16 protein-coding genes are annotated in these 21,706 nt (G+C 61.0%); 7 read left to right on the top strand and 9 right to left on the bottom strand.

Going from position 1 to position 21,706, the window contains the following annotated elements:
- Positions 1-380: 380 nt before the first annotated feature.
- Both AB6N07_RS23720 and AB6N07_RS23715 read left to right on the top strand, forming a co-directional pair.
- Positions 381-1,637: a carbohydrate porin gene (locus AB6N07_RS23720; protein WP_370675501.1), complete on the top strand. Its 1,257-nt coding sequence runs from the start codon at positions 381-383 to the stop codon at positions 1,635-1,637.
- 243 nt (positions 1,638-1,880) lie between these two features.
- Entirely contained in the window at positions 1,881-3,575 is a 1,695-nt protein-coding gene (locus AB6N07_RS23715; RefSeq protein WP_370675500.1) for a methyl-accepting chemotaxis protein, read from the top strand.
- 37 nt (positions 3,576-3,612) lie between these two features.
- Here AB6N07_RS23715 and AB6N07_RS23710 read toward each other — a convergent pair whose 3' ends face one another.
- The 7 genes from AB6N07_RS23710 to AB6N07_RS23680 form a co-directional block, all read right to left on the bottom strand.
- A complete protein-coding gene (locus tag AB6N07_RS23710) occupies positions 3,613-4,158 on the bottom strand; it encodes a DUF934 domain-containing protein (protein ID WP_370675499.1) in 546 nt (181 codons plus the stop codon).
- A gap of 3 nt (positions 4,159-4,161) precedes the next feature.
- Positions 4,162-4,914, bottom strand: a complete 753-nt coding sequence (locus AB6N07_RS23705; protein ID WP_370675498.1) for a phosphoadenylyl-sulfate reductase — start codon at positions 4,912-4,914, stop codon at positions 4,162-4,164.
- A complete protein-coding gene (locus tag AB6N07_RS23700; RefSeq protein ID WP_370675497.1) occupies positions 4,904-6,559 on the bottom strand; it encodes a nitrite/sulfite reductase in 1,656 nt (551 codons plus the stop codon). The genes AB6N07_RS23705 and AB6N07_RS23700 overlap by 11 nt, the downstream gene beginning before the upstream one ends.
- Positions 6,560-6,573: 14 nt before the next feature.
- A complete protein-coding gene (locus AB6N07_RS23695; RefSeq protein WP_370675496.1) occupies positions 6,574-6,939 on the bottom strand; it encodes a DUF2849 domain-containing protein in 366 nt (121 codons plus the stop codon).
- Between the two features lie 110 nt (positions 6,940-7,049).
- Positions 7,050-8,345, bottom strand: a complete 1,296-nt coding sequence (locus tag AB6N07_RS23690) for an NAD(P)/FAD-dependent oxidoreductase (protein ID WP_370675495.1) — start codon at positions 8,343-8,345, stop codon at positions 7,050-7,052.
- A 201-nt stretch (positions 8,346-8,546) separates the two neighbouring features.
- Positions 8,547-9,932, bottom strand: a complete 1,386-nt coding sequence (locus tag AB6N07_RS23685) for an aspartate aminotransferase family protein (RefSeq protein WP_370675494.1) — start codon at positions 9,930-9,932, stop codon at positions 8,547-8,549.
- A gap of 120 nt (positions 9,933-10,052) precedes the next feature.
- On the bottom strand, positions 10,053-11,468 hold the full coding sequence (locus tag AB6N07_RS23680; protein WP_370675493.1) for a glutamine synthetase family protein: 1,416 nt from the start codon (positions 11,466-11,468) through the stop codon (positions 10,053-10,055).
- 370 nt (positions 11,469-11,838) lie between these two features.
- Between AB6N07_RS23680 and AB6N07_RS23675 the strand changes: the two genes are divergently transcribed.
- The 5 genes from AB6N07_RS23675 to bfr all read left to right on the top strand — a co-directional run bounded on the left by AB6N07_RS23675 (position 11,839) and on the right by bfr (position 16,652).
- A complete protein-coding gene (locus tag AB6N07_RS23675; protein ID WP_370675492.1) occupies positions 11,839-12,930 on the top strand; it encodes a polyamine ABC transporter substrate-binding protein in 1,092 nt (363 codons plus the stop codon).
- A 109-nt stretch (positions 12,931-13,039) separates the two neighbouring features.
- Entirely contained in the window at positions 13,040-14,191 is a 1,152-nt protein-coding gene (locus AB6N07_RS23670; RefSeq protein ID WP_370675491.1) for an ABC transporter ATP-binding protein, read from the top strand.
- Between the two features lie 35 nt (positions 14,192-14,226).
- Positions 14,227-15,111: an ABC transporter permease subunit gene (locus AB6N07_RS23665; RefSeq protein ID WP_370675490.1), complete on the top strand. Its 885-nt coding sequence runs from the start codon at positions 14,227-14,229 to the stop codon at positions 15,109-15,111.
- Between the two features lie 4 nt (positions 15,112-15,115).
- Entirely contained in the window at positions 15,116-15,937 is an 822-nt protein-coding gene (locus AB6N07_RS23660) for an ABC transporter permease (RefSeq protein ID WP_370675489.1), read from the top strand.
- Positions 15,938-16,166: 229 nt separating this feature from the next.
- Positions 16,167-16,652: a bacterioferritin gene (gene bfr, locus AB6N07_RS23655; protein WP_370675488.1), complete on the top strand. Its 486-nt coding sequence runs from the start codon at positions 16,167-16,169 to the stop codon at positions 16,650-16,652.
- Positions 16,653-16,807: 155 nt separating this feature from the next.
- Here the strand turns inward: bfr and AB6N07_RS23650 are convergent, their stop codons facing one another.
- Both AB6N07_RS23650 and AB6N07_RS23645 read right to left on the bottom strand, forming a co-directional pair.
- A complete protein-coding gene (locus AB6N07_RS23650; RefSeq protein ID WP_370675487.1) occupies positions 16,808-17,101 on the bottom strand; it encodes a bacterioferritin-associated ferredoxin in 294 nt (97 codons plus the stop codon).
- A 355-nt stretch (positions 17,102-17,456) separates the two neighbouring features.
- On the bottom strand, positions 17,457-21,353 hold the full coding sequence (locus AB6N07_RS23645) for an ATP-binding protein (protein WP_370675486.1): 3,897 nt from the start codon (positions 21,351-21,353) through the stop codon (positions 17,457-17,459).
- Between the last annotated feature and the right edge of the window lie 353 nt (positions 21,354-21,706).

Genomic DNA, 21,706 nt, shown 5'->3' with positions numbered 1-21,706 from the left:
GGGTACCACCACTCCCCGGTCCTATCGGAGAGGTCACTCGCTTATGACGTGTCGTTTGCGCTGAGTCGCAATCGAATAAATATGACAATAGTATATGTCCGTAGATATTTCCAATAACAGTATTAATGTCTAGTTAAACATATCAATGTCGCCAATTAATTTCGGAATTAAAAACACTGCAGGAACATGAAAGCACTGTTGAAATTAGGATTTATTTTAGTTTGGATAGAATTAGGCGCGAAAAGTCGAGATAATTTAAATTTAACACATTATTAACCCTGGGTTATACTATCAACAAACGGATTTTTTCTCGCTTTACAATGGGTACAAGTTGAAACAGTCCTAGATGTAGGGATACAAATACTCGGGACAAAATGATCATGAATAAGGTGGCTACATCCTGCGGAAAATGGTCATTCCTGTTTGGAGGGCTGCTCGTTTCGCCGGCTCTGGCAGCGGATATGCCGTCACCGAGCCAGGCGGCGTCGACAGCCAGTCCGGCGGAAGCCGCGGAGTCCGGCGCGTTCGACCTTAGCTTGCAGCACGTCAGCGAGGCATGGCAGAACTATGGCGGCATCGAAACCGGCTCGGACTACATGGGCAGTATCGATGCCTCTCTCGGCGTCGATCTTCAAAAATTACTAGGCATCCAAGACGCCAAGATCTTCATTGAAGGTTACTATGTTGGCGGTAAGTCGCTCGATTTCAACTATACGGGCGCCCTTGCGTTGCCAAGCGCGACCGATGGGCTGGTGGCGATGCGACAGCTCAAGCTTTATCAGGCCTATTACCAGCAGAAATTCGGAAACCTCGACGTCCTGTTGGGCAAATACGACATACAGCAGCAGTTCGCCACGACGCCTCCCATGGAGCTGTTTGGAAATCGGTCCTTGGGTCTTTCCGAGACGATCGTCCTCTCAGGTCCGAATGGAGTAGGCACGTCGACATATCCGAATACCGCGGTCGGTACACGCGTCAAGTACAAGTTGAACGATCAATGGACTGTCAAGTTCGGTATGCTCGACGGTGTGGCGGATAATCCGGACGACTCGAGCACTGATTTTATATTCTCAAGCAAATACGGCGTTATGGGTATCGGCGAGGTCGACTATACGCCGATAGCGCGTACAAAGTTGATGGTGGGCGGTTGGGGTTATACCGGCAAGTTCGACAAGACTGGCGAATTCAATCCCGACGGTACGACGCAGCAAACCTACGGAAACAGCGGCGTGTACGTCGGTGGAACGACTCGCGTCTATACCATCGCTGGCTCCCGGGGCGTCGATGCATTCTTCACGGCGGGCTATTCTGATCCTGCAATCAACCTAGTCAGCGAGGCTGCCTCTGCCGGCATAACGGTCACGGGGCTACTGGAGTCTCGTCCGTCCGACAAATTCGGCGCTGCCGTCGCCGTGAACCGTACCTCGGAGGGATTCAGGCGGCTTGCCGCCCTCGGCGGCGGGCACCTTCCCGAGCAAGAGATCGCATTTGAAGTTACTTACCGCGCAAGGCTGAATGATTGGCTCGTCCTTCAGCCGGAGGTTGACTATATCATGAATCCTGCACTTGCAGGAAACAAGAAGGAAGCTTTCGTCTTCGGCCTGCATCTCGAGCTTAGTAAACTCTACAATTTCTGACGCTCAAGTTGCTGACTGAATCTCAACGAGGTGAACCATGCGAAATATTCTTTCTTTGTTTATCGTACTGATAGTGGTGCTTAATCAGGGAATCGTTGCAGCGGAAGCGCGCGGCGGCAGATCGAGCGACGCTTGTCCCGTCGGCTCGAAGGACCCGGATTGTCAATAGCGGGTCTAGACCTCGGCGGCAGGCCGCATCGCGGCCAATCGTCGTCCGAGCCATGTCGATCGAGGGAGCTCAAAATGCGCCTGCGGATTACGATTCTATCGAAAATCATGCTTCTGATGGTCCCGCTCGCGCTCGTCACGCTCGGCGCCGCAGTTTATTCCAGCATGCAAATGCGCTTTATCGACGAGACCTACACCGGTCTTTTGGACGGTCCCGTGACGGCCAATCTCGCGATCGCCCGCGCCAACCGCAATATGGTCTACGTCGATCGCTCGATCTATCGGTTGGTAACGGAAGAATCCAAGGAGGGCATTCAGCAGGCCCTGCAGGAGATTACCGACTACACCGACTACTTCAACAAGCAGATCAAGGTCGCCAATACAGCCATGCCGGCCAAGGCAACGGAAATCGGCGACATCGCGAACGCATTCGACTTAGTTATGAAAAACGATTGCGGCGAGACCATCGCGCTCGCGCAATCGGTGGACCCGGCGGACAAAAAGGCTGCGGTGAGTTCGTTGCGCGCGAATTGCGATGCGGCCATCAACAAGACGATGTTCGATATCAGCGCGCTGATGAACCGCATTCTCAAAATCAACGACGAAGCGTCGAATTCCGCGGCCAACGTGACCGACTCGACGATTCGCGGGACCTATATGCTGGTGTTGGGAGGGTTGGCCGTTGTCCTGGTCATGGTGGCCGCGGGGGTTCTCAAGGGCATATCTGGCCCACTGCACGCGCTGACCGCCTGCATGAACCGGCTTGCCGGAGGAGACGATGCGGTAGAGATCGTCGGCCGCGATCGGCTTGACGAGATCGGCTCCATCGCCAATGCAGTCGAAACCTTCCGACAGAATGCGATACGCAAGCGCGAATTGGAGGTGAAGGAAACGCAAGCCCGGGTCGGAAGCGCAGAGGCACGTCAGGCAGATCTGCAGACGCTGACGGCCGAATTTGAAAGCGCAGTGCGGGGCGTCATAGAAGCGGTCGGCATCTCAGTGTCTCAGCTTGAGAGCGCGTCGGTTGCCTTGACCAACACCTCGAGCTCGACAAATCAGCTGTCGGAGGCGGTCGCTTCGGCTTCGAAGCATGCATCGACGAATGTCCAGTCGGTCGCTTCAGCCACGGAGGAGGTCCTGAGTTCGGTCAACGAAATTTCCGGCCAGGCATTGTTGGCCAAGCAAATTGCCGAGCGCGCGGTTCAGCAGGCGGGTTCGACGGACTCGAGAATGAGTGAGCTCAAACAGGCGTCGGTTTGTATCGGCGAGGCGCTCAAGATCATCGCCGTTATCGCGGAGCAAACCAATCTGCTTGCTTTGAATGCGACCATCGAAGCGTCGCGCGCCGGAGTTGCCGGTCGAGGTTTTGCTGTCGTTGCGTCCGAGGTCAAGGCGCTCGCGTCGCAGACGTCAAAGGCCACCGAAGATATCGGCAATCAAATCTCCGAAATTCAGCGCGCTACGACTGAGGCAGTGAGTTCGATCGATGTCATTGGATCGACCATCGCCAGAATGTTCGAGATCGCAAGCGCCATCTCTTCGACGGCGGGGGATCAGGAAGCTGCGACACTCGAGATATCGAGAAAAATCCATGACACCGCCCATGAGGCTGGGATCGTCGCTTTGAACATCGAGAAAGTCAGCGAAGGGGCACGCCACACGGGCACAGCGTCCGGACAGGTGCTGACAGCGGCTCAGTCACTGGCCAAAGAGAGCGGACGCTTGCGGTCGGAAGTCGCGTCGTTCCTGGCGAAGGTACGGGCATCCTGATATTGCCGCCGCGTTTTGTCCAACCGGCGGGGCCCGATCAGGTCGGGTGGCGCCGGAGCCAGGGACGGGTGCCGGCCGGAGGCTCTGGCATGGCACCTGGTTGATAGTGAAGGCTGGGAGATGGATCGCGACCTTCGGCAAGATAGCGGCGAGTCGTCTCGTTCCGAACCTCGAAAGCGGTGAATCCGACGCGACGCATGAAGGGGATCTCGTCGATCAGCACGTCGCCCACCGCTCGAATCTCGCCTCCGAAGCCGGCGCGCACGAGGCGGGCGGCATGGCTGAAGCCGCGACCGTCGGCAAATTTCGGGAAATCGACCGCGATGACGGTGATCCGGCCGAGGAGGGGCAATACATCCTCAAGGCGATCGGCTGGCGAAAACAGCAAGCCGAGCCTGCGGTTGCCAATGCCATCACCCTCGAGAGCTGCTCGCAGCGCGGCAAGCGGCAGGATCAGGCCGTCCCCGCCATTGTCCTCGGCTGCGACGGCAAAGTCGTTCGGCTCGAAGCGGCCAGCGCGGTAGACGTCCGGCGTCGAAGTACTGGTGGCGGCGCCTTGCGGCACGATCGCGGTGGCTACCATGGTTCAGATCCCCGGAATGACAGCGCCAGACGGGCTGCCCAGATGAATGCCGCATTCGGTCTTCGGCTTGCCCCGCCAGCGGCCAGCGCGTTCGTCCTCGCCCGGCCTCACCTTGTCGGTGCACGGCAGGCAGCCGATCGAGGGATAACCTTCGGCGACCAGCGGATGCGGCGGCAGATGGCGCGCCTCGCGATAGGCTTCGATGCGCGCCCGGTCCCAGCCGAGCAGAGGGTTGACCTTGATCCGACCACTGGCAACTTCAAACAGCGGCAGGTTCGCCCGCGTCTCTGCCTGGTAACGCTTGCGACCGGAAATCCACGCGGCAAACGGACGGAGCGCGGCGGCCAGTGGTTTGACCTTGCGTGTGTCGCAGCAGGCGTCGGTGTCGGTCATCCAAAGTGCGCCGGCCGGATCGGCCGCGGCGAGGTCGTCCGTGTCGGGGCTGTGGGTGATTATGCCGGTGAGGCCGAGCGCGCTCACCAGCGTGTCGCGATAGGCAATGGTCGCCGGGAACAGCTTGCCGGTATCGAGAAAGATCACCGGCAGGGAACGATCGATGTCGGCCACCATGGCGAGCAGCACGGCGCTATCGGCGCCGAAGCTCGACACCAGCGCGATCTTGCCGTCGTAAAGATCGAGCGCGGCGGCGACGATGGCCTCCGCCGCCTCGCCCTCGTGGCGGACGGAGAGGAGACGCGCCTCAGCGGCGAGTCCCTGGTCGGGGTCGATGGCGAGGCTAATGGCGTCAAGCACCATAGAGCGCCTCCTTGAACGGCGCCTCGCCGAGACGGCGGTAGGCGACGAGGAAGGTTTCCTCCGGCGAGGAGCGGAGCTTGAGATAAGTGTCGACGACGGTTTCGACCGCATCGACAATGCCGTCGGCAAAAAAGCCCGGTCCAATGATTTCGCCGATCGAGGCGCTTTCGTCCGGGTTGCCGCCGAGGCTGATCTGGTAGAACTCCTCGCCCTTGCGGTCGACGCCGAGAATGCCGATGTGGCCGACATGGTGATGGCCGCAAGCGTTGATGCAGCCGGAGATCTTGATCGACAGCGGCCCAATCTGGTCCTGCCGTGCCGGCGCGCCGAAGCGCTCTGACAGCTCCGAGGCGATCGGGATCGACCGGGCGTTGGCCAGCGCACAATAATCAAGGCCAGGGCAGGCGATGATATCGGTAATGGACCCGGCGTTGGCCGTGGCGAGGCCGGCCACGGCAAGCGCTTCGTAGACCTCCGGCACATCGTCGAGGGCCAGATGGGGCAGAATGAGGTTCTGCTCGTGGCTGACGCGGAGTTCCGAGAAGGCCCATTTCTCGGCGATGTCGGCGACGGCATCCATCTGGTCGGCTGAAGCATCGCCGGGAATCCCGCCGATTGGCTTCAACGAGATGGTCAGCGAGGTATAGCCTGGCGTCTTGTGGCGGTGGAGATTCTGGCGGGCGAAGCGGTCGAGCGCCGGGTCGCCGGCGCGGGCAGCGTCCAGCTTTACCGATACGGTCGGCCGATCTTCGAAGCGAGGCGGCGCAAAATAGGCGCGGATGCGCTCAACTTCCTCGGCCGGCAGACCGAGAACGCCGCCACGGATTTGCGCGAACTCTTCTTCCACCAGTCGCCGCAGCTCGTCGATGCCGGTCTCGTGGACCAGAATCTTGATACGCGCCTTGTATTTGTTGTCGCGGCGGCCAAACAGATTGTAGACGCGGAGGATCGCATCGACATAGGCGAGAATATCTGCCTCCGGAACGAAGGCATTGATCTCACGCGCGAGCATCGGCGTGCGCCCCTGACCGCCGCCGACGTGGACGGCAAAGCCAATGCCGCCATCGTCGCCGCGCTTCACTTCAAGGCCGATATCGTGCAGGCGGATAGCCGCCCGGTCGTGGGCGGCGCCGGTCACCGCGATCTTGAACTTCCGTGGCAGGAACGAGAACTCAGGATGCAGCGACGACCATTGGCGCAGGATCTCCGCGTAGGGGCGAGGGTCATCGGCCTCGTCTAAGGCGGCGCCGGCGAAATGGTCGGCGGTGACGTTGCGGATGCAGTTGCCGGAGGTCTGGATGGCGTGCATCTCCACCTCGGCCAGCTCGGCGAGAATGGCCGGAACGTCCTTCAGCGCCGGCCAGTTGAACTGCACGTTCTGTCGGGTGGTGAAGTGGCCAAAGCCCTTGTCATAGGTGCGGGCGATATGGGCAAGGCGGCGCATCTGCACTGACGACAGCGTGCCATAGGGAATGGCGATGCGCAGCATGTAGGCGTGAAGCTGCAGATAGACGCCATTCATCAGCCGATGCGGCTTGAATTCGTCTTCGGTGATCTCGCCCTTGAGCCGTCGTTCCACTTGGTCGGTGAACTGGGCGACGCGCTCGCGCACAAAGGTGGCGTCGAATTCGTCGTAGCGATACATGGCGACCTCCCTCCTCAGATGGCACCGGGCCGGTGGTCGGATTTGACGGTGGGGCCGAAGGCGCGGATTCGCTCGCGGAGCCTTTTGGGAACGATGTGGCCGTCCGTCACCTCGACCGCGATTGTCGCGACATCCAGCACCTTGGCCGCCTTGACGTCAGCCTGCGCGGCGGCCTCGGCAACGGCAAGCCGCGCGGCGCCATCGATCAGCTCGGCGGCGTCGACATCGGCGACCCAGTCGCCGGGGGCTGTGCGGTAGACGACGTCGCCGTCGGAAAGTCGGTTGGCGGTCAGAATATCGGGCATGGGCGTTGGGGCGTCCGAAAGGTGGCGATACTGACTGAACACATAGTCGATCGCCCTGTCGAGGGCCTGCGCCATCGTTTCAAAAAGCACGGCGACAGAGGAAAAAATAACTCGCTGTCGCCGATTTATTGAAAGCCTACAAAGGATATAGCCTATTTTCTACGAAAATAGGGCATCTGGCGACGTCAGATACTATCCAGCAGCTTGAACCACGTCATGGCGGCGACCAGAGTCGGCCAGCGCAACAACGGGCCGCCGGGGAAGGGCATCACCGGCACTTTGGCGAACATATCGAACCGCCCCATGGCGCCGCCAACGGCTTCGGCGATCACATGGCCAACGAAGGGCGCCAGCATGACGCCTTGTCCGGAATAGCCAGCCGCTATGTAGACGTTGGGCTTTGGCCGACGGATGAACGGCATGCGGTTGAAAGTAATGCCGAGCGTACCACCCCAGGCGTGGCTGACTTGCACCTTGGCGAGCTTCGGATAGACGCGGGCAAGATGCGGCCGTACGAAAGCTGCGATGTCCTCAGGGAAGGCGTGGCTGTAGGTCTCACCACCACCGAATACCAGCCGTCGGTCGGGCGTCTGGTGCCAGTAATAGACGACGAAGCGGCTGTCGCTCACAGCCTCTTCGCCGGGGATCAGCACCTCGTCGAGCGGCTCGGTCGCCACGACAAAATTGTTGATCGGCAGCACGCGGGCATCGGTCTCGGCGTCGAGGCCGCCGAGATAGCCGTTACCGGCGATGATCACCGTGTCGACCATCGCCTCGCCATCGGCGGTGACGACGATGGGCTTGGACGTATGGCGGATTTCTGTAACTCGGCTATCCTCGTAAAGCGTCGCGCCGGCGGCAACCGCCGCCTTGGCGATACCGAGCGCAAATTTCAACGGATGCAGCTTGCCGCCCAGCGGGTCGAAACTGCCGGCGTGATAGACATCGGTGCCGATCCGCCTTGCCGTCTCGTTCCGGTCAAGGAACTGGCGCTCGATGCCCCACTTGGTGCGCAGGTGGTCGACGTGGCGCTTCTCCGCTTCCACCCAGCGCGGCTTGTGGACGGTATGGATGAGGCCGGGCCGGAAGTCGCAATCGATCGCGTTCTCGGTAATCAGCCGGTCGAGATGGGCGCGCGCCTCGTCGGCGAGCCGCAGAAGGTCGTGCGTCGGGCCATCGCCGATCCGCGATGCCAGCCAGTCGGGATCCTGTCGCTGCCCGGGATGTATCTGGCCACCGTTGCGGCCCGAGGCGCCCCAGCCGATCTTGTTGGCCTCGAACACGACCACCTTATAGCCGGCCTTCGATAGCGACAGCGCGGCGGAAAGGCCGGTGTAACCACCACCGACGATGGCGATATCGGCGCGGCAATGGCCCTTAAGAGCCGGATAGGTCGGAATATCCCCGGCCGAGGCGGCGTACCAGGAGGCGACGTGCGGGGCTTTCCCCTCGGCGGGCATGAAAGTTGGCGCGGAGAACATGCTGTTCGGTCCCAAAGCTGTCCCTGCCTGAAACCCAGGTCGGACATTGGTAGAAGGTCGGTCAACCTGCGCCACGGGGCCGTCCTCCCGGTCGCTTCAGCGTCGTCCGCGTCTTGTCGGTCGCACCCTATCTGAAACAATCGGGACTGCGTAATCTGAAAGTTGGGCAGGGCGGCTGTCGCCGCCCGACCGGTGGCCTGTTCAACCCATGAGGCCGTCGCGCTTCAGATCGGCGTACGTCATGTCGAGCGTCAGCGTGGCGAGACGTATCAACTCGTCCGCTTCTTCATGGGTGAGGACGAAGGGCGGTGCGATGACCATGCTGTCGTGCACATGGCGCATGACAAGCCCGTTCTTGAACGAGTGTTCGCGGCAGCGAAGGCCGATGCTGCCGTCGCCGGCAAAACGTCGGCGTGACGGTTTCGCCGGAACCAGTTCCAGCGCACCCATCAGGCCGGTCATGCGGGCTTCGCCGACCAGGGGATGGTCGGCAAACTTCAGCCAGCGCTCGCGGAGATAGGGGCCGATATCATCGCGGACGCGTTCCACCAGCTTTTCGTCGCGCAGGATCTTGAGGTTGGCAATAGCCGCCGCCGCGCAGACCGGATGGGCCGAATAGGTGAAGCCATGGTTGAACTCGCCAGTGTCCTCGATCACTCCCGCGACTTTGTCGGAGACCAGCACGCCGCCGATCGGCAGGTAGCCCGACGAGAGACCCTTGGCGATCGGCATCAGGTCGGGCTTCATGCCGAAGTGTTCCGAGCCGAACCATGTGCCGAGCCGACCGAAGCCGCAGATCACTTCGTCGGAGACGAACAGAATATCGCGCTCGCGGCAGATGCGGGCGACCTCCGGCCAGTAGGTTTCCGGCGGGATGATGACGCCGCCAGCGCCCTGGATCGGCTCGGCGATGAAGGCGGCCACCTTACCTTCGCCGATTGCGTCGATTGCCGTTTCAAGCTCGCGCGCCGTCTTGAGGCCGAATTCGGCCGGCGTGAGGTCGCCGCCCTCGTCGAACCAATAAGGCTGGCCGATGTGGTGGATGCCGGGGATGGGCAACCCACCTTGGGCATGCATCGCCTTCATGCCGCCGAGCGAGGCACCAGCCACCGTCGAGCCATGATAGGCGTTTTTGCGAGCGATGATCACCTGCTTGTCCGGCTTGCCGAGCGTCGCCCAATAGGTCCGCGCCATCCGGAGCATGGTGTCGTTGGCCTCCGACCCCGAACCGCAGAAGAACACGCGGCTGAAGCCCTCGGGCGTCACTTCGGCGATCAGGGCGGCCAGCTCGACCGCTGGCGGATGCGTCGTCTTGAAGAAGGTGTTGTAATAGGAAATCTCGGCCATTTGCCTCTGTACGGCCTCGGCGATCTCCGGTCGGCCGTGGCCGATATTGACGCACCACAGGCCCGACATGCCGTCGAGGATGCGGTTGCCATCGCTGTCGGTCAGCCAGACACCTTCGCCCTTGACGATGACGCGGACGCCACTGGCATTGAGCGAGCGCGTGTCCGAGAAAGGATGCAGGTGATGCGCCGCGTCGAGCGCGCGGTAATGGTCGGTCGGATAGGTATTGTGGATGAGCATGGAAGCCTCGGAATGAAGGCGGCCGCTCAGGGGCGGCGGACCATTAAGAGCGGTGCCGGCGTCCTTGTTCAGAACGCCGGCGCCGATATCGCGTACGCTCTCCGTACGCCGGCAATATCCTCACACCGCCAGCAGGAGGTGCTGTCTTTCCCAGCTGGAGATGACGTTCATGAAGGTCTCGTATTCCTGCTGCTTGATCGCGCGATAGGTCGCCATGAAGCGCGGGCCGAAAACTTCTGAGAGGTCGCCGCTATCCTCGAACAGTGCCAGCGCTTCCAGGAGACCGCGCGGTAACCCGAAGGGGAGATCGCGGGCCGACCCGGAGATCGGCTCCTCGGGCGAGAGACGCTGCTGCATGCCGAGAAGGCCACAGGCAAGCGAGGCCGCGAGGGCAAGATAGGGGTTGGCATCTGAGGATGGCACCCGATTCTCGACGCGCCGCGAGCCCGGTCCCGAATTGGGAACACGGATGCCGACGGTACGATTGTCGTAGCCCCAATGAACGTTGATCGGCGCCGCCGTGCCCCGTGTCAATCGGCGGAAGGAATTGACGTAAGGAGCAAGGATGCACATCACCGCCGGCAGATATTTCTGAAGTCCGGCGATGAAGGAGAAGAAGGCGGGGGTAGGGTTGCCCTCGTCGTCCGAGAAGATGTTGCGGCCGGTCTCGATGTCCACCACCGACTGATGAATGTGCATGGCCGAGCCCGGCTCGCGGCTCATCGGTTTGGCCATGAAGGTGGCGTACATTTTATGCCGGAGCGCTGCCTCGCGGATCGTCCGCTTGAAGGTGAACACCTGGTCGGCGAGGGCGAGCGGATCGCCATGACGGAGGTTAATCTCCATCTGCGCGGCGCCTTCCTCGTGGATCAGCGTGTCGATCTCCAGGCCCTGCTTCTCGGAGAACTCATAGATGTCATCGAACAGGTCGTCGAATTCGTTGACGTGCTGGATCGAATAGGACTGCCGGCTCGCCTCGGCTCGACCGGAACGGCCGATGGGGGGTTCGAGCGGGTAATCCGGATCCAGGTTCTGTTTGACAAGGTAGAACTCGATCTCCGGCGCCACCACAGCCCGAAGGCCCTCGCGCTCGTAAAGACCAACGACCCGTCTCAGGATCTGGCGCGGCCCGAGGTCATAGGGCCGGCCGTCGCGATGAAAGGCATCGTGGATGATCTGAGCGGTCGGCTCCGACGCCCAAGGCACGGCGGTCAGCGTCGAAAAGTCCGGCTTCAAGAACACGTCGCCATCAGACGGATCGTGCTGAAACGCGTCATCCTCTTCGGGATACTCGCCGGTGATCGTCGTGGTGAACACCGACGACGGCATCGACATGACGGTCGAGGAGAAGAATTTGTCGGCCGGCATCAGCTTGCCGCGGGCAACACCCGCAAGATCCGGCGTGATGCATTCGATGTCCTCGATGCCCCGCTCCTTGAGCCAGGCTTTGGCCTCGGCGAGCGTATCGACGCCCCGCTCCGGCTTGTGTTCGCCGACCCTCGGCGCGTCCTTGGGCTCGGTCGAAATCAGACTCATGATTGCTTTCTTTCGTTGCTGGCGCGCGAAGGCGGGAGCCTCTTCCATCCCGCCCGTCCGAACGCACGCCTTTGTGTTTCGGAAAATGCAGACCCCTTAGTTGTGATGACATTTTTCGGCCGGTGCAATTGCATTTTAGCCGGGAGCGACAGGAAGGGTGGTGAGAAAATGCCACGCGCCAGAAAATAGGCAGCGACCAGTTGTCGTCCCTCCGCCGCTGTGCATAAATGCGCCCGACCGCCGTGTGCGTAGAACGCCGGATTTCCTGGTTGCTCTGCGAAAAGAGCGCCGGAGCCTGGACTGACCCGCCGGCTTCGCGTTTTGCGGAGACCAGGGGCGGCCGTGACAGGGAACAGGGAGCATGACGAAAATGGTGAGACAGCGTCTTCTGGGTGCCGCCGCGCTGACGGTCGCGCTCGCGACGGGTGCCGTGGCTGAGGACAAGGTCGTCAACGTCTACAACTGGTCAGACTATATCGACGAATCCGTGCTGCAGGAGTTCACCAAGGAGACCGGCATCAAGGTCGTCTACGACGTGTTCGATAATCAGGACATCGTCGAGACCAAGATGCTGGCTGGCGGCTCGGGCTACGACGTGGTCGTTGTCACCGGACCGTTCCTTTCCCGCCAGATCGCGGCCGGTGTCTACCAGACGCTCGATAAGTCCAAGTTACCTAATCTTTCCAACATGTGGCCGGAGGTGATGAGCCGCGTTGCCCAATACGATGCAGGCAATCAGTACGGCATCGACTACATGTGGGGCACAACCGGCATCGGTTACAACGTCGACAAGATCAAGGCGATCATGCCCGACGCGCCCGTCAACAGCTGGGATATGGTGTTCAAGCCGGAGATCATCTCCAAGTTCAAGGACTGTGGCGTTCAGTTCCTCGACGCGTCCGAGGAGTTGATCCCGGCGGCCCTCAAATATCTCGGCAAGAACCCTGATTCCAAGAATGCCGCCGACATGGAAGAGGCCGGCAAGCTGCTCGCGTCGGTCAAGCCTTACGTTCAGAAGTTCCATTCGTCGGAATACATCAATGCGCTCGCCAACGGCGATATCTGTCTCGCCGTCGGTTATTCGGGTGACATCCTTCAGGCACGCAATCGGGCAAAAGACGCTAAAAATGGCGTCACCATCAATTATGTCATCCCCAAGGAAGGCGCCAACATGTGGTTCGACATCATGGCGATCCCCAAGGATGCGCCCAACCCGGACGCTGCTCACGCTTTCATGAACTTCATGATGAAGCCGGACGTCATCGCCAAGTCGACCAACTATGTCGCCTATGCAAACGGCAACCTCGCCTCGCAGAAGTTCGTCGACCCTGCGATTCTGTCGGACTCCGCGATCTATCCCGACAAGGATACGCTGGCCAATCTGTTCTCGACCACGCCTTATGATGCCAAAGCCCAGCGCGTGTTGACCCGCGTCTGGACCTCGGTCAAGACGGGTATGTAGAGACGGGCGCACAAGGAACTGTCGAAAAGCGCCCGGCCATCTGGCCGGGTGCTTGCATGTGACGGGTTGCAGTGGCACGTCAGGCGTGGTGGAAACGAGGGTTCCGAAGATGATCGAGGCGGTTGGGCCGATCAAACGCAAGTTTGCTCCCTGGGACGATCCGACGCTCAAGCCGTTCATCCGCTTTGAGAACGTCACCAAGCGCTTCGGCGACTTCACCGCCGTCGACAATCTGACGCTCGACATCTACGAGCGCGAATTTTTCGCCCTTTTGGGCCCCTCGGGCTGTGGCAAGACGACGCTGATGCGCATGCTCGCCGGCTTCGAGCAGCCGACCGAGGGACGTATCCTGCTCGATGGTAAGGATTTGTCCGGCATTCCGCCCTATAAGCGGCCGGCCAACATGATGTTCCAGTCCTACGCTCTGTTTCCGCACATGACGGTAGAAGGCAACGTCGCCTTCGGCCTGAAGCAGGAGGGTATGGATACCTCCTCCATCAACACTCGCGTTGCCGAAATGCTGGAGCTGGTCAAGCTCGAGAAGTTCGCCAAGCGCAAGCCGCATCAGCTTTCGGGTGGTCAGCGGCAACGCGTGGCGCTCGCCCGCTCGCTCGCCAAGCGCCCGAAGGTGCTGTTGCTCGACGAGCCGCTCGGCGCGCTCGACAAGAAGCTGCGCGAGGAGACCCAGTTCGAGCTGATGGACATTCAGATGGAGCTCGGCATGACCTTCCTGATCGTCACGCACGATCAGGAAGAAGCGATGACGGTCTCCGATCGCATCGCGGTCATGAACCACGGCGTCATCGCCCAGATCGGCACGGCCTCGGAAATCTACGAGCAGCCGGCTTCGCGCTACGTCGCCGATTTCGTCGGTGATATCAATCTGATCGACGGTACGGTATCGGCGTTGGAAGACGGCGTCGCCACACTCCGTTGCGCTGGTGTCGATGCCACCCTCGTCGCGGAGACTGGGGCGGGCGCGGTCGCCGTCGGGGATAAGGCCGACTTCGCCATCCGGCCTGAAAAGGTTCAGATTTCGCTGGAGGCGCCACCGGCTGGTACACCCAACGTGCTCTCCGGAGAAGTGTGGGATATCGGTTATCTCGGCGATATTTCCGTCTACCGCGTGCGCCTTGCTGGGGGCTCCATCGTCAAGGCGACCGTTGCCAACCTGACGCGCATCGTCGAGCGACCGATCACCTGGGAAGACAAGGTGTTCCTGACCTGGCCGGCCGATGCCGGTATCATCCTGTTGAAATGAGGGACCGGGCCATGGCGGAGCGCTGGACGCAAGGAATGAGACCCTTTCTCGCCAAATGGGCGTTGGTCGCGGTTCCCTATCTGTGGAGCTTTTTGTTCTTTCTGGCGCCGTTTCTGATCATCTTCAAGATTTCGCTGTCGCAGACGGCGATCGCCATGCCGCCCTACACGCCGGTGATCAATGGTCTCGGCGAGCTCTGGTCGAAGCTGTCGGACTTCTCTTTCGACAACTATGTGTTTCTGACCGAGGATCCGCTTTATTATTCGGCCTATCTGTCCAGCCTCAGGATCGCGTTGGTGTCGACGGTGCTGCTGCTGATCGTCGGCTACCCGATTGCCTACGGCATGGCGCGCGCGCCCAAAAGCGTACGCAACGCTCTGGTCATGGCGGTCATCCTGCCGTTCTGGACGAGCTTCCTCATCCGCGTCTACGCCTGGATCGGTATTCTGAAGCCGGAAGGCCTGATCACCATTGCCCTTCAGGGGCTTGGTATCCTTGGCCCGGATCAGCAGATCCACATCTACAATACCGAGACCGCCGTATTTATCGGCATCGTCTATTCCTACCTGCCATTCATGGTGCTGCCGCTCTACGCGGCCCTTGAGAAACTCGACACGACGCTGCTCGAAGCGGCCGCCGACCTCGGCTGTCCGCCGATGAAATCCTTCTGGGTGATCACTTTCCCGCTGTCGCTGCCCGGTGTCATTGCCGGCTGCTTCCTGTGCTTCATTCCGATCGTCGGTGAGTTTGTCATCCCCGATCTGCTCGGTGGCTCCGAAACGCTGATGATCGGCAAGACGCTGTGGGCGGAGTTCTTCAACAACCGCGACTGGCCCGTTTCCTCGGCGGTGGCGGTGGTGTTGCTCATCATCCTGGTGGTACCGATCGTCATCTTCCAGAACCAGCAGAAGAAGGCTTGAGGCCATGAACAAGTCGACGAGCTGGTTCAACGTTACCTCTCTGGTGGTTGGCTTCGCCTTCCTTTACGTGCCGATCCTCATTCTGGTGGTCTATTCCTTCAATGCCTCCAAGCTGGTCACGGTCTGGGGTGGGTTGTCGACGCGCTGGTATGTCGAACTGGTGCATGATCAGGCAATCATCGATGCGGCCTGGGTGACCATCCGCGTCGGCATACTCTCGGCCTCGTTTGCCACCGTCCTCGGCACCATGGCCGCCCTGGTGCTCGACCGCTACCTGAAGTTCCACGGCCGCGCCTTGTTCTCGGGCATGGTCTACGCGCCGCTGGTCATGCCGGAGGTCATCACCGGCCTGTCGCTGCTCCTGCTGTTCGTCGCCATCGGCTTTAATCGCGGCTTCTGGTCGGTTGTGATCGCTCACACGACGCTCACCATGTGCTTCGTCGCCGTGGTGGTGCAATCGCGCCTCGTCACGCTCGATCGCAGCCTGGAGGAAGCGGCGCTCGACCTCGGCTGTCCGCCGGTGAAGACGTTCTTCCTGATCACCCTGCCGCTGATTCTGCCCGGCGTTGTCGCCGGCTGGATGCTGGCCTTCACCCTGTCGCTTGACGATCTGGTCATCGCGTCTTTCAACACCGGCCCCGGTGCCACCACGCTGCCCATCAAGATCTACTCGATGGTCCGCCTTGGTGTGACGCCTGAAATCAACGCCATCTCGACCATTTTGATTTCGGTCATCGCCGTTGGCGTCATCGTGGCGTCAGTTGTGTCGCACCGCTCGCAGGTGGAAAAAGAGAAGGCCGAGCGCGCGGTATTCCTCGGCACTTGAGCCTTAGTGCCAGATATTGCCATCTGAGCATGGGGTTTGGGCAAGTTCAGACGAGGCGGATTCTCGCGCGACGGGCGGAAAAGACACCGACCTCGGGTCAATTGCCACCGCTAGCCATTTGCTTCTAGATTGATTTCCGGGTGAGCCGGCGGGGGGCGCCCACGTGAAGACAGCTTGCATTTCTTTCGGCTTGCCATAAGTTAGAAGAATTCTAACCAAGGAGGTTTTCATGCGTGGGAATGAGAAGGTTATCGAGCGGCTCAATGAGGCCCTGTTCCTTGAGCTTGGCGCCGTCAACCAGTATTGGCTCCACTATCGTCTCCTTGAGGATATGGGTGTCACCAAGTTTGCCAAGAAGGAGCGCGAAGAGTCGATCGAGGAAATGCAGCATGCTGACAAGCTGATTTCCCGTATCATCTTCCTGGAAGGCCATCCCAACCTTCAGACCATTCCACCGCTCCGCATCGGCCAGACGGTTCGTGAAATTCTCGAGGCTGACCTCGCCGGCGAGATCGACGCGCGCAACTCCTATCGCGCTTCGCGGCTCCTGTGCGCCGAGGAAGGCGACTACGTATCGATGGAGTTGTTCACGGAATTGCTGAAGGACGAGGAAGGTCATATCGATTTCCTCGAGACGCAGATCTCCCTCTACGACAAGATCGGCGAGGCGGCCTACATCCAGCTCAATGCTGCCAGCACCGACAAGGCCGAATGACGACGACCTCTAGGGCAATTCCAGCAAAAGTGGACACCGGTTTTGCGTCCGGAATTGCGTCTTAACAAGGAACTAGAGCCTATCCGGCGAACCTGAGTTCGCCGGATAGGCTCTAGTTTAGCCGGATGACAACCTGCTGATCTGACCGCCGATGCTCAGGCGTCGGCGGCGACACGGCGACGGTTCGGCATATTTTCGCGATAAGCGCGTTGCTGCTCGACGATCTGTTGCCGGCGCTCGGCCAGATCGTCGGCGGCGAGACGCTGCTCGATATGCGAGTTGATGACGTCAATGGCCAGCGGGAAGCATCCGCAGCAGCGGCCACGCGTGCCAAGGCGTCGGTAGACGAGGCCAGGCGTAATGACGCGGAGGGGCATCTCGGTCAGTAATTCGTCGACGGCTCCCTGAATGTCTTCGACGGTCAGGACGTTGCAGTGACAGACGATCATTGATGAACTCCGGGGGCGCCATTGACGGCGCCCGTAGCTCTCCGCGTTTCCGCTCAGGCGAGTGAGGAAACGCCCCAGCCCGCATGTCTTAGTTGATAATCATTATCAATTTCATTTTCAAGCACGTGTAAACGCGAGGTCGTCGGCGCAGGCCAGCCGGCCGTTCGACGCGGGGCTCGCGCAGTTCCGGCGAAGCTGTGTCGAGGCTCACGTCGGAAGCTGCTCAAAAACAAGCAGATAGAGATTTTCGGGGGGCGGAAAGCCGCGCCTGCCGATGGTTCCAAGCAGCTGCGTCAACAAAACACCCGGCGGAAATCTCCGCCGGGTGCCGCATTTTCACAGCTGGGCAATGTCGCTATTCGGCGAGAACGCGCGTCGAGGGAAACGTGATCTGGATCATCGTTCCCTGGCCGGGCGCCGAGTCGATCTGGAAAGCGGCACGATTGGCTTCCACCAGTGCCTTGGTGAGCGGCAAACCGAGGCCGGTTCCACCACCTGTCCGCGACGTCGACAGCTGACGGAACGGCTCCATCGCCTTGACGATGTCGCCCTCGCTCATCCCCTGGCCGGTGTCTCGCACCCTCAGCACGACCTCGCCGGACTCCTCGTAGAGCGTCGAGACGATCACCTGCCCGCCAGCCGAATTGAACTTCACGGCGTTGGACAACAGGTTCAGGGTTATCTGCCGAAGACTGCGGTTGTCGGCCACCACCGGCGGCAGGCTGGATGACAGCGAGGTACGGATGATGATCCGCTCGCGGTTGGCCTGCGGCTGCATCAGCGCCGCGCATTCCCGGACCACATCGTTGAGTCCGACCGCCTCGAAGGTCAGCTCGAGCTTGCCGGCCTCGATCTTGGAGAGATCGAGGAGGTCATTGACCAAGCTCATGATGTGGGTGCCCGACACGTGGATGTCGCGCAGGTATTCCTTGTAGCGGTCGTTGCCCACCGAGCCGAAGCGCTCTTCCATCATGACTTCGGAGAAGCCGATGATGGCGTTGAGCGGCGTGCGGATCTCATGGCTCATCTTGGCCAGGAAGTCGGACTTCTGCGACGAGGCATTCTCCGCCGCTTTCTTGGCTGACGTCAGTTCTTCCTCCGCCCGCTTCCACTGTGTGATGTCCCGGAGCACGGCGCAGAACTTGGTCGTCGACACGCGGCCGACGGTCATGAACAGCGGCACCAGGCCACCGCCGGCAACGCGGCCTATAACTTCCCGCCCGTCATTGAGCACGCTGGAGAGCGCGTTGCGGCTGAGACCGTCTAGGTAGTCTAGGGCGGAGCGGTGGCTTTCCGGTGCCAGAAGGTCGACGAAGGCCATGCCGATCATATGGGACCGCTCGTTGCCGAACAGCGCTTCGGCCGATTTGTTGGCGCCGATGACCAGTCCCTTATGATCGAGCACCAGCACACCGTCGGTAGCGGTGTCGAGGATGGCTTCCATATCCTCCGCCCGCTGCTCGGCTGTGGCGAGGCGGTCGCGGCTGGTGGTGGCGACAGTTTCCTGCACAACCAGCAGCGAGGCGATGCCTCCCTCCAACGGCATCGAATGCAGCCGCGCAGACACCGGAATTTCGACGCCATCGCGCCGCCGTATGGCTGGATTGGCTGCGTCGCGGTTGAGGGCGGATCCTTCGAATACCTGGGCAAAACCGCCGTCGGCATCGATCGCGGCAACATCCGAATATCCGCAGAGCTCAAGAAAGGCTCGATTGGCATGGATGATGTCACCACCCCTGAGGATGGCGAGCGCCACCGGCAGTTTGTCGAGCAGAGCAATGTCGACGGACGCACCGATGTCGGCCGACCCCTCCGTCTTGCGGGCGATGACCGGCACCTGAGGAGCAACGGTTCGGTCCGTCTGCTCGGCGAGCAGACGTGGGCCGAAAGCGTCGGCCAGTGCCTCGGCGATCTTGTCGAAGGCGTCGCGCTCGGGTTTGGAAAGCGCCCGCGCCTTGTCGCCCGTCAGGCTGGCAAACGTTCGGTGTGTTGTCGACGGCGACGACACGACTTCGGCAACCGACGGAACGGGCGGCTCTGATTCGGCCACGTCCGCCATGTCGCTTTCCGGTGGCGGCGTCACGAGCGGCAGCGGTTCGGGCAATTCGTCTGCCTCGGCAGGCTCCTCCTCGGCAACAACCGGCTCGTCTTCAACGCCACCAGCCGACGGGGAAAGAGCGCTTTCCGGCACAGTCTCGGCCGGTTCGTCCTCTGTGGGCGCCGGCTCTTCCGAGGTAAGGTGTTCGATGGAAACCGGCGGTTCGGAGACAATAGCCTCGGGAACGACTTCCTCGGTTTCATCAGATGCATCAACGCTCGGTTCTTCCGACTCCACGGCGTCGTTCGCGTTGAGTGGGTCGAGGTGCTCGGTTGCCGCAATGATCTCTGCCGGAGCATCCGGCAGCTCGGTCGTCTCTACGGCCGTGTCTTCGAGGGCGTAGGCCGGTTCGATGTCGCTGGGCTCTTCCCGCGGCTCGGCTGTGAGGTTCTGTTTCTCAACAGCCTGGTCAATCGCAACCGAGATCACTTCATCGGACGCGGCTTCGCCTGCCATCGGCAGGTCATTGATGATCTCTGGCACTAAAGCTGGCGTCTGGTCACCGGAGACGGCGTCCATTTCAATGGGTGTCGCCGGTTCAGTCTGCTCAGTGACGGTGCTCGCCGTTTCGCTCCCTTGAACGGGCGGAAGCACGACGGACTCGTCAGGCTCGGAAAGAGCGATGGGTTCTGCAGGGACCGGGGCTTCGAAGGCGGCTCCCGTCTTTAGCACGCCGAATCCGCGATAGCCTCGGAACGACCGCTCGCGCCCGAACACCGGCATGCCCGCTAGATCGGCCGGTACACGCAGGTTCTCTCCTTCCACCGGCCAGTCCACGGTCAGGCCGGTAAAGGTATCGCGACGGCCGAGCGCCTCGGCGATCCGCCCCACGGGGTCGAATTCGAGACGACCGGCGACGTCCGTCCAGCTACGGCCAAGAATGTCCGCCATGCCGGGACCAACCGTCTGGGCCAGATCGGCGGAAACGAAAGTGAACGCGAGTTGCGGATTCAATTCGAAGACAAAGCGCACGGCCCGGCCATGAGCCGGGAAGATGAACGCCGGTTCTGTCGTCGCTTGCAGCACCTCGACAGTTTCAGGCGCTGCTTCTTCGACGGGAGTCTCGCCCTCTTCGCCCAGCTCGGGTGAGGCTTCCTCAGCTATCGCCGCGGCGGCCTCGACAGTCTCCGGCAGAGCTTCCTTTATGGTGGTCTCTACCGGATCGGCTGGAGCTTCCTCTGTACCGGCCTCGACAGCCTCGGGCAGCGCTTCCTCGATGGTGGTCTCTACCGGATCGGCCGGAGCTTCCTCTGCAACGGCCTCAACAGCCTCGGGCAGCGCCTCCTTTATGGTGGTCTCTACCGGATCGGCCGGAGCTTCCTCTGCAACGGCCTCGACAGCTTCGGGCAGCGCTTCCTCGATGGTGGTCTCTACCGGCTCGGCTGGAGCTTCCTCTGTAACAGCCTCGACAGCCTCGGATGCGATCTCCTCGGCATTGGCGGAGATACTTGCGATGGGAGCGAAGGAGATTTCCGTCTCAATGATTTCGTCAGCCGTGGGGGGCACTTCCTCCGAGGCGCTGCCGATAACATCCGCAGCCTCCGACGGAACTGTCTCTGCAATGGTCTCGCCGCTTTCCGCTACGGGCTCAATTGCGGCTTCCTCGGGTGCGGCTTCGATCGGTTCGGCCACGCCTGTTCCGGCCAGATTGTCGACAGCCGTCTTGGCCTCCGGTACGATTTCCTCGGCGACGGCTTCCAGGTCTTTGGCGGGCTCGGGAGCGGCTTCGGGCAGGGAGGTCGCGGCCAGCGCAGCGAAAGCGGCAGCCGGATCGCTGGGAAGAGAGCCTGTCCCATCGACAATGGTCAGAAGGATAGCCTTGATCCCGTCTGCCAATACGCGGCTTGCTTTGCAGACCGTGGGGCGCGGCAACAAGCCGCGCTGCAGCGGCAGGCGTTCTATCCGGTCCTGACCGCTCGCCAAAGTGTTGTCCAGCATGGCGATACGACGGGCGAAGGGCGAGGCAGCCGAGAAGCGCAACGCCGTCAGCTTTTCTACCGTTGCAACGCCGAAGAAAGCTGCGCCGGCGGCATTGGCCCACAGGAGCCGACCACCGGTCCGGTCCACCACGACGGCAGGTCGCGTATCGGCGATGAGGGCCACAACGTTTTCCGCGTGGCTCAAGACTTTGAACAGATCTGCTCCGCCGGACATGTCGCGTCTCCACTTTCCCGACACCGGGGCGTCACGACCGGTAGCGTCGGCGCCCAATCCGCCGTATCCGACCAATCGCCCGAGCTGAATAACTAAAAGCCGGCCCGTACAGCTTCCTCAATCAACCATACGTTAATAATATGGCGTCCGCGCGAGCGCCACAGTCGATTTCAAGGCTAGGCCGGCAACCTCTCAATAACCTTAACTTCAAGATCTCATCAAAATCGTCAGCATCAAGATTGTCGTTGATCGGCTTACGCCTACCGGTGAAACATCGTTTCGCGTCAAAGAGATGGGCGGACAATGTCGCGTCGCAACGTAAAATCGCCGTCTAAATGGCCGAATTCTCCGGA

It is taken from the genome of Pleomorphomonas sp. PLEO (assembly GCF_041320595.1).
Classification (GTDB): domain Bacteria; phylum Pseudomonadota; class Alphaproteobacteria; order Rhizobiales; family Pleomorphomonadaceae; genus Pleomorphomonas.
Note: the sequence above shows the minus strand (reverse complement) of the source record. Positions and strands in the feature narration are given on the sequence as shown.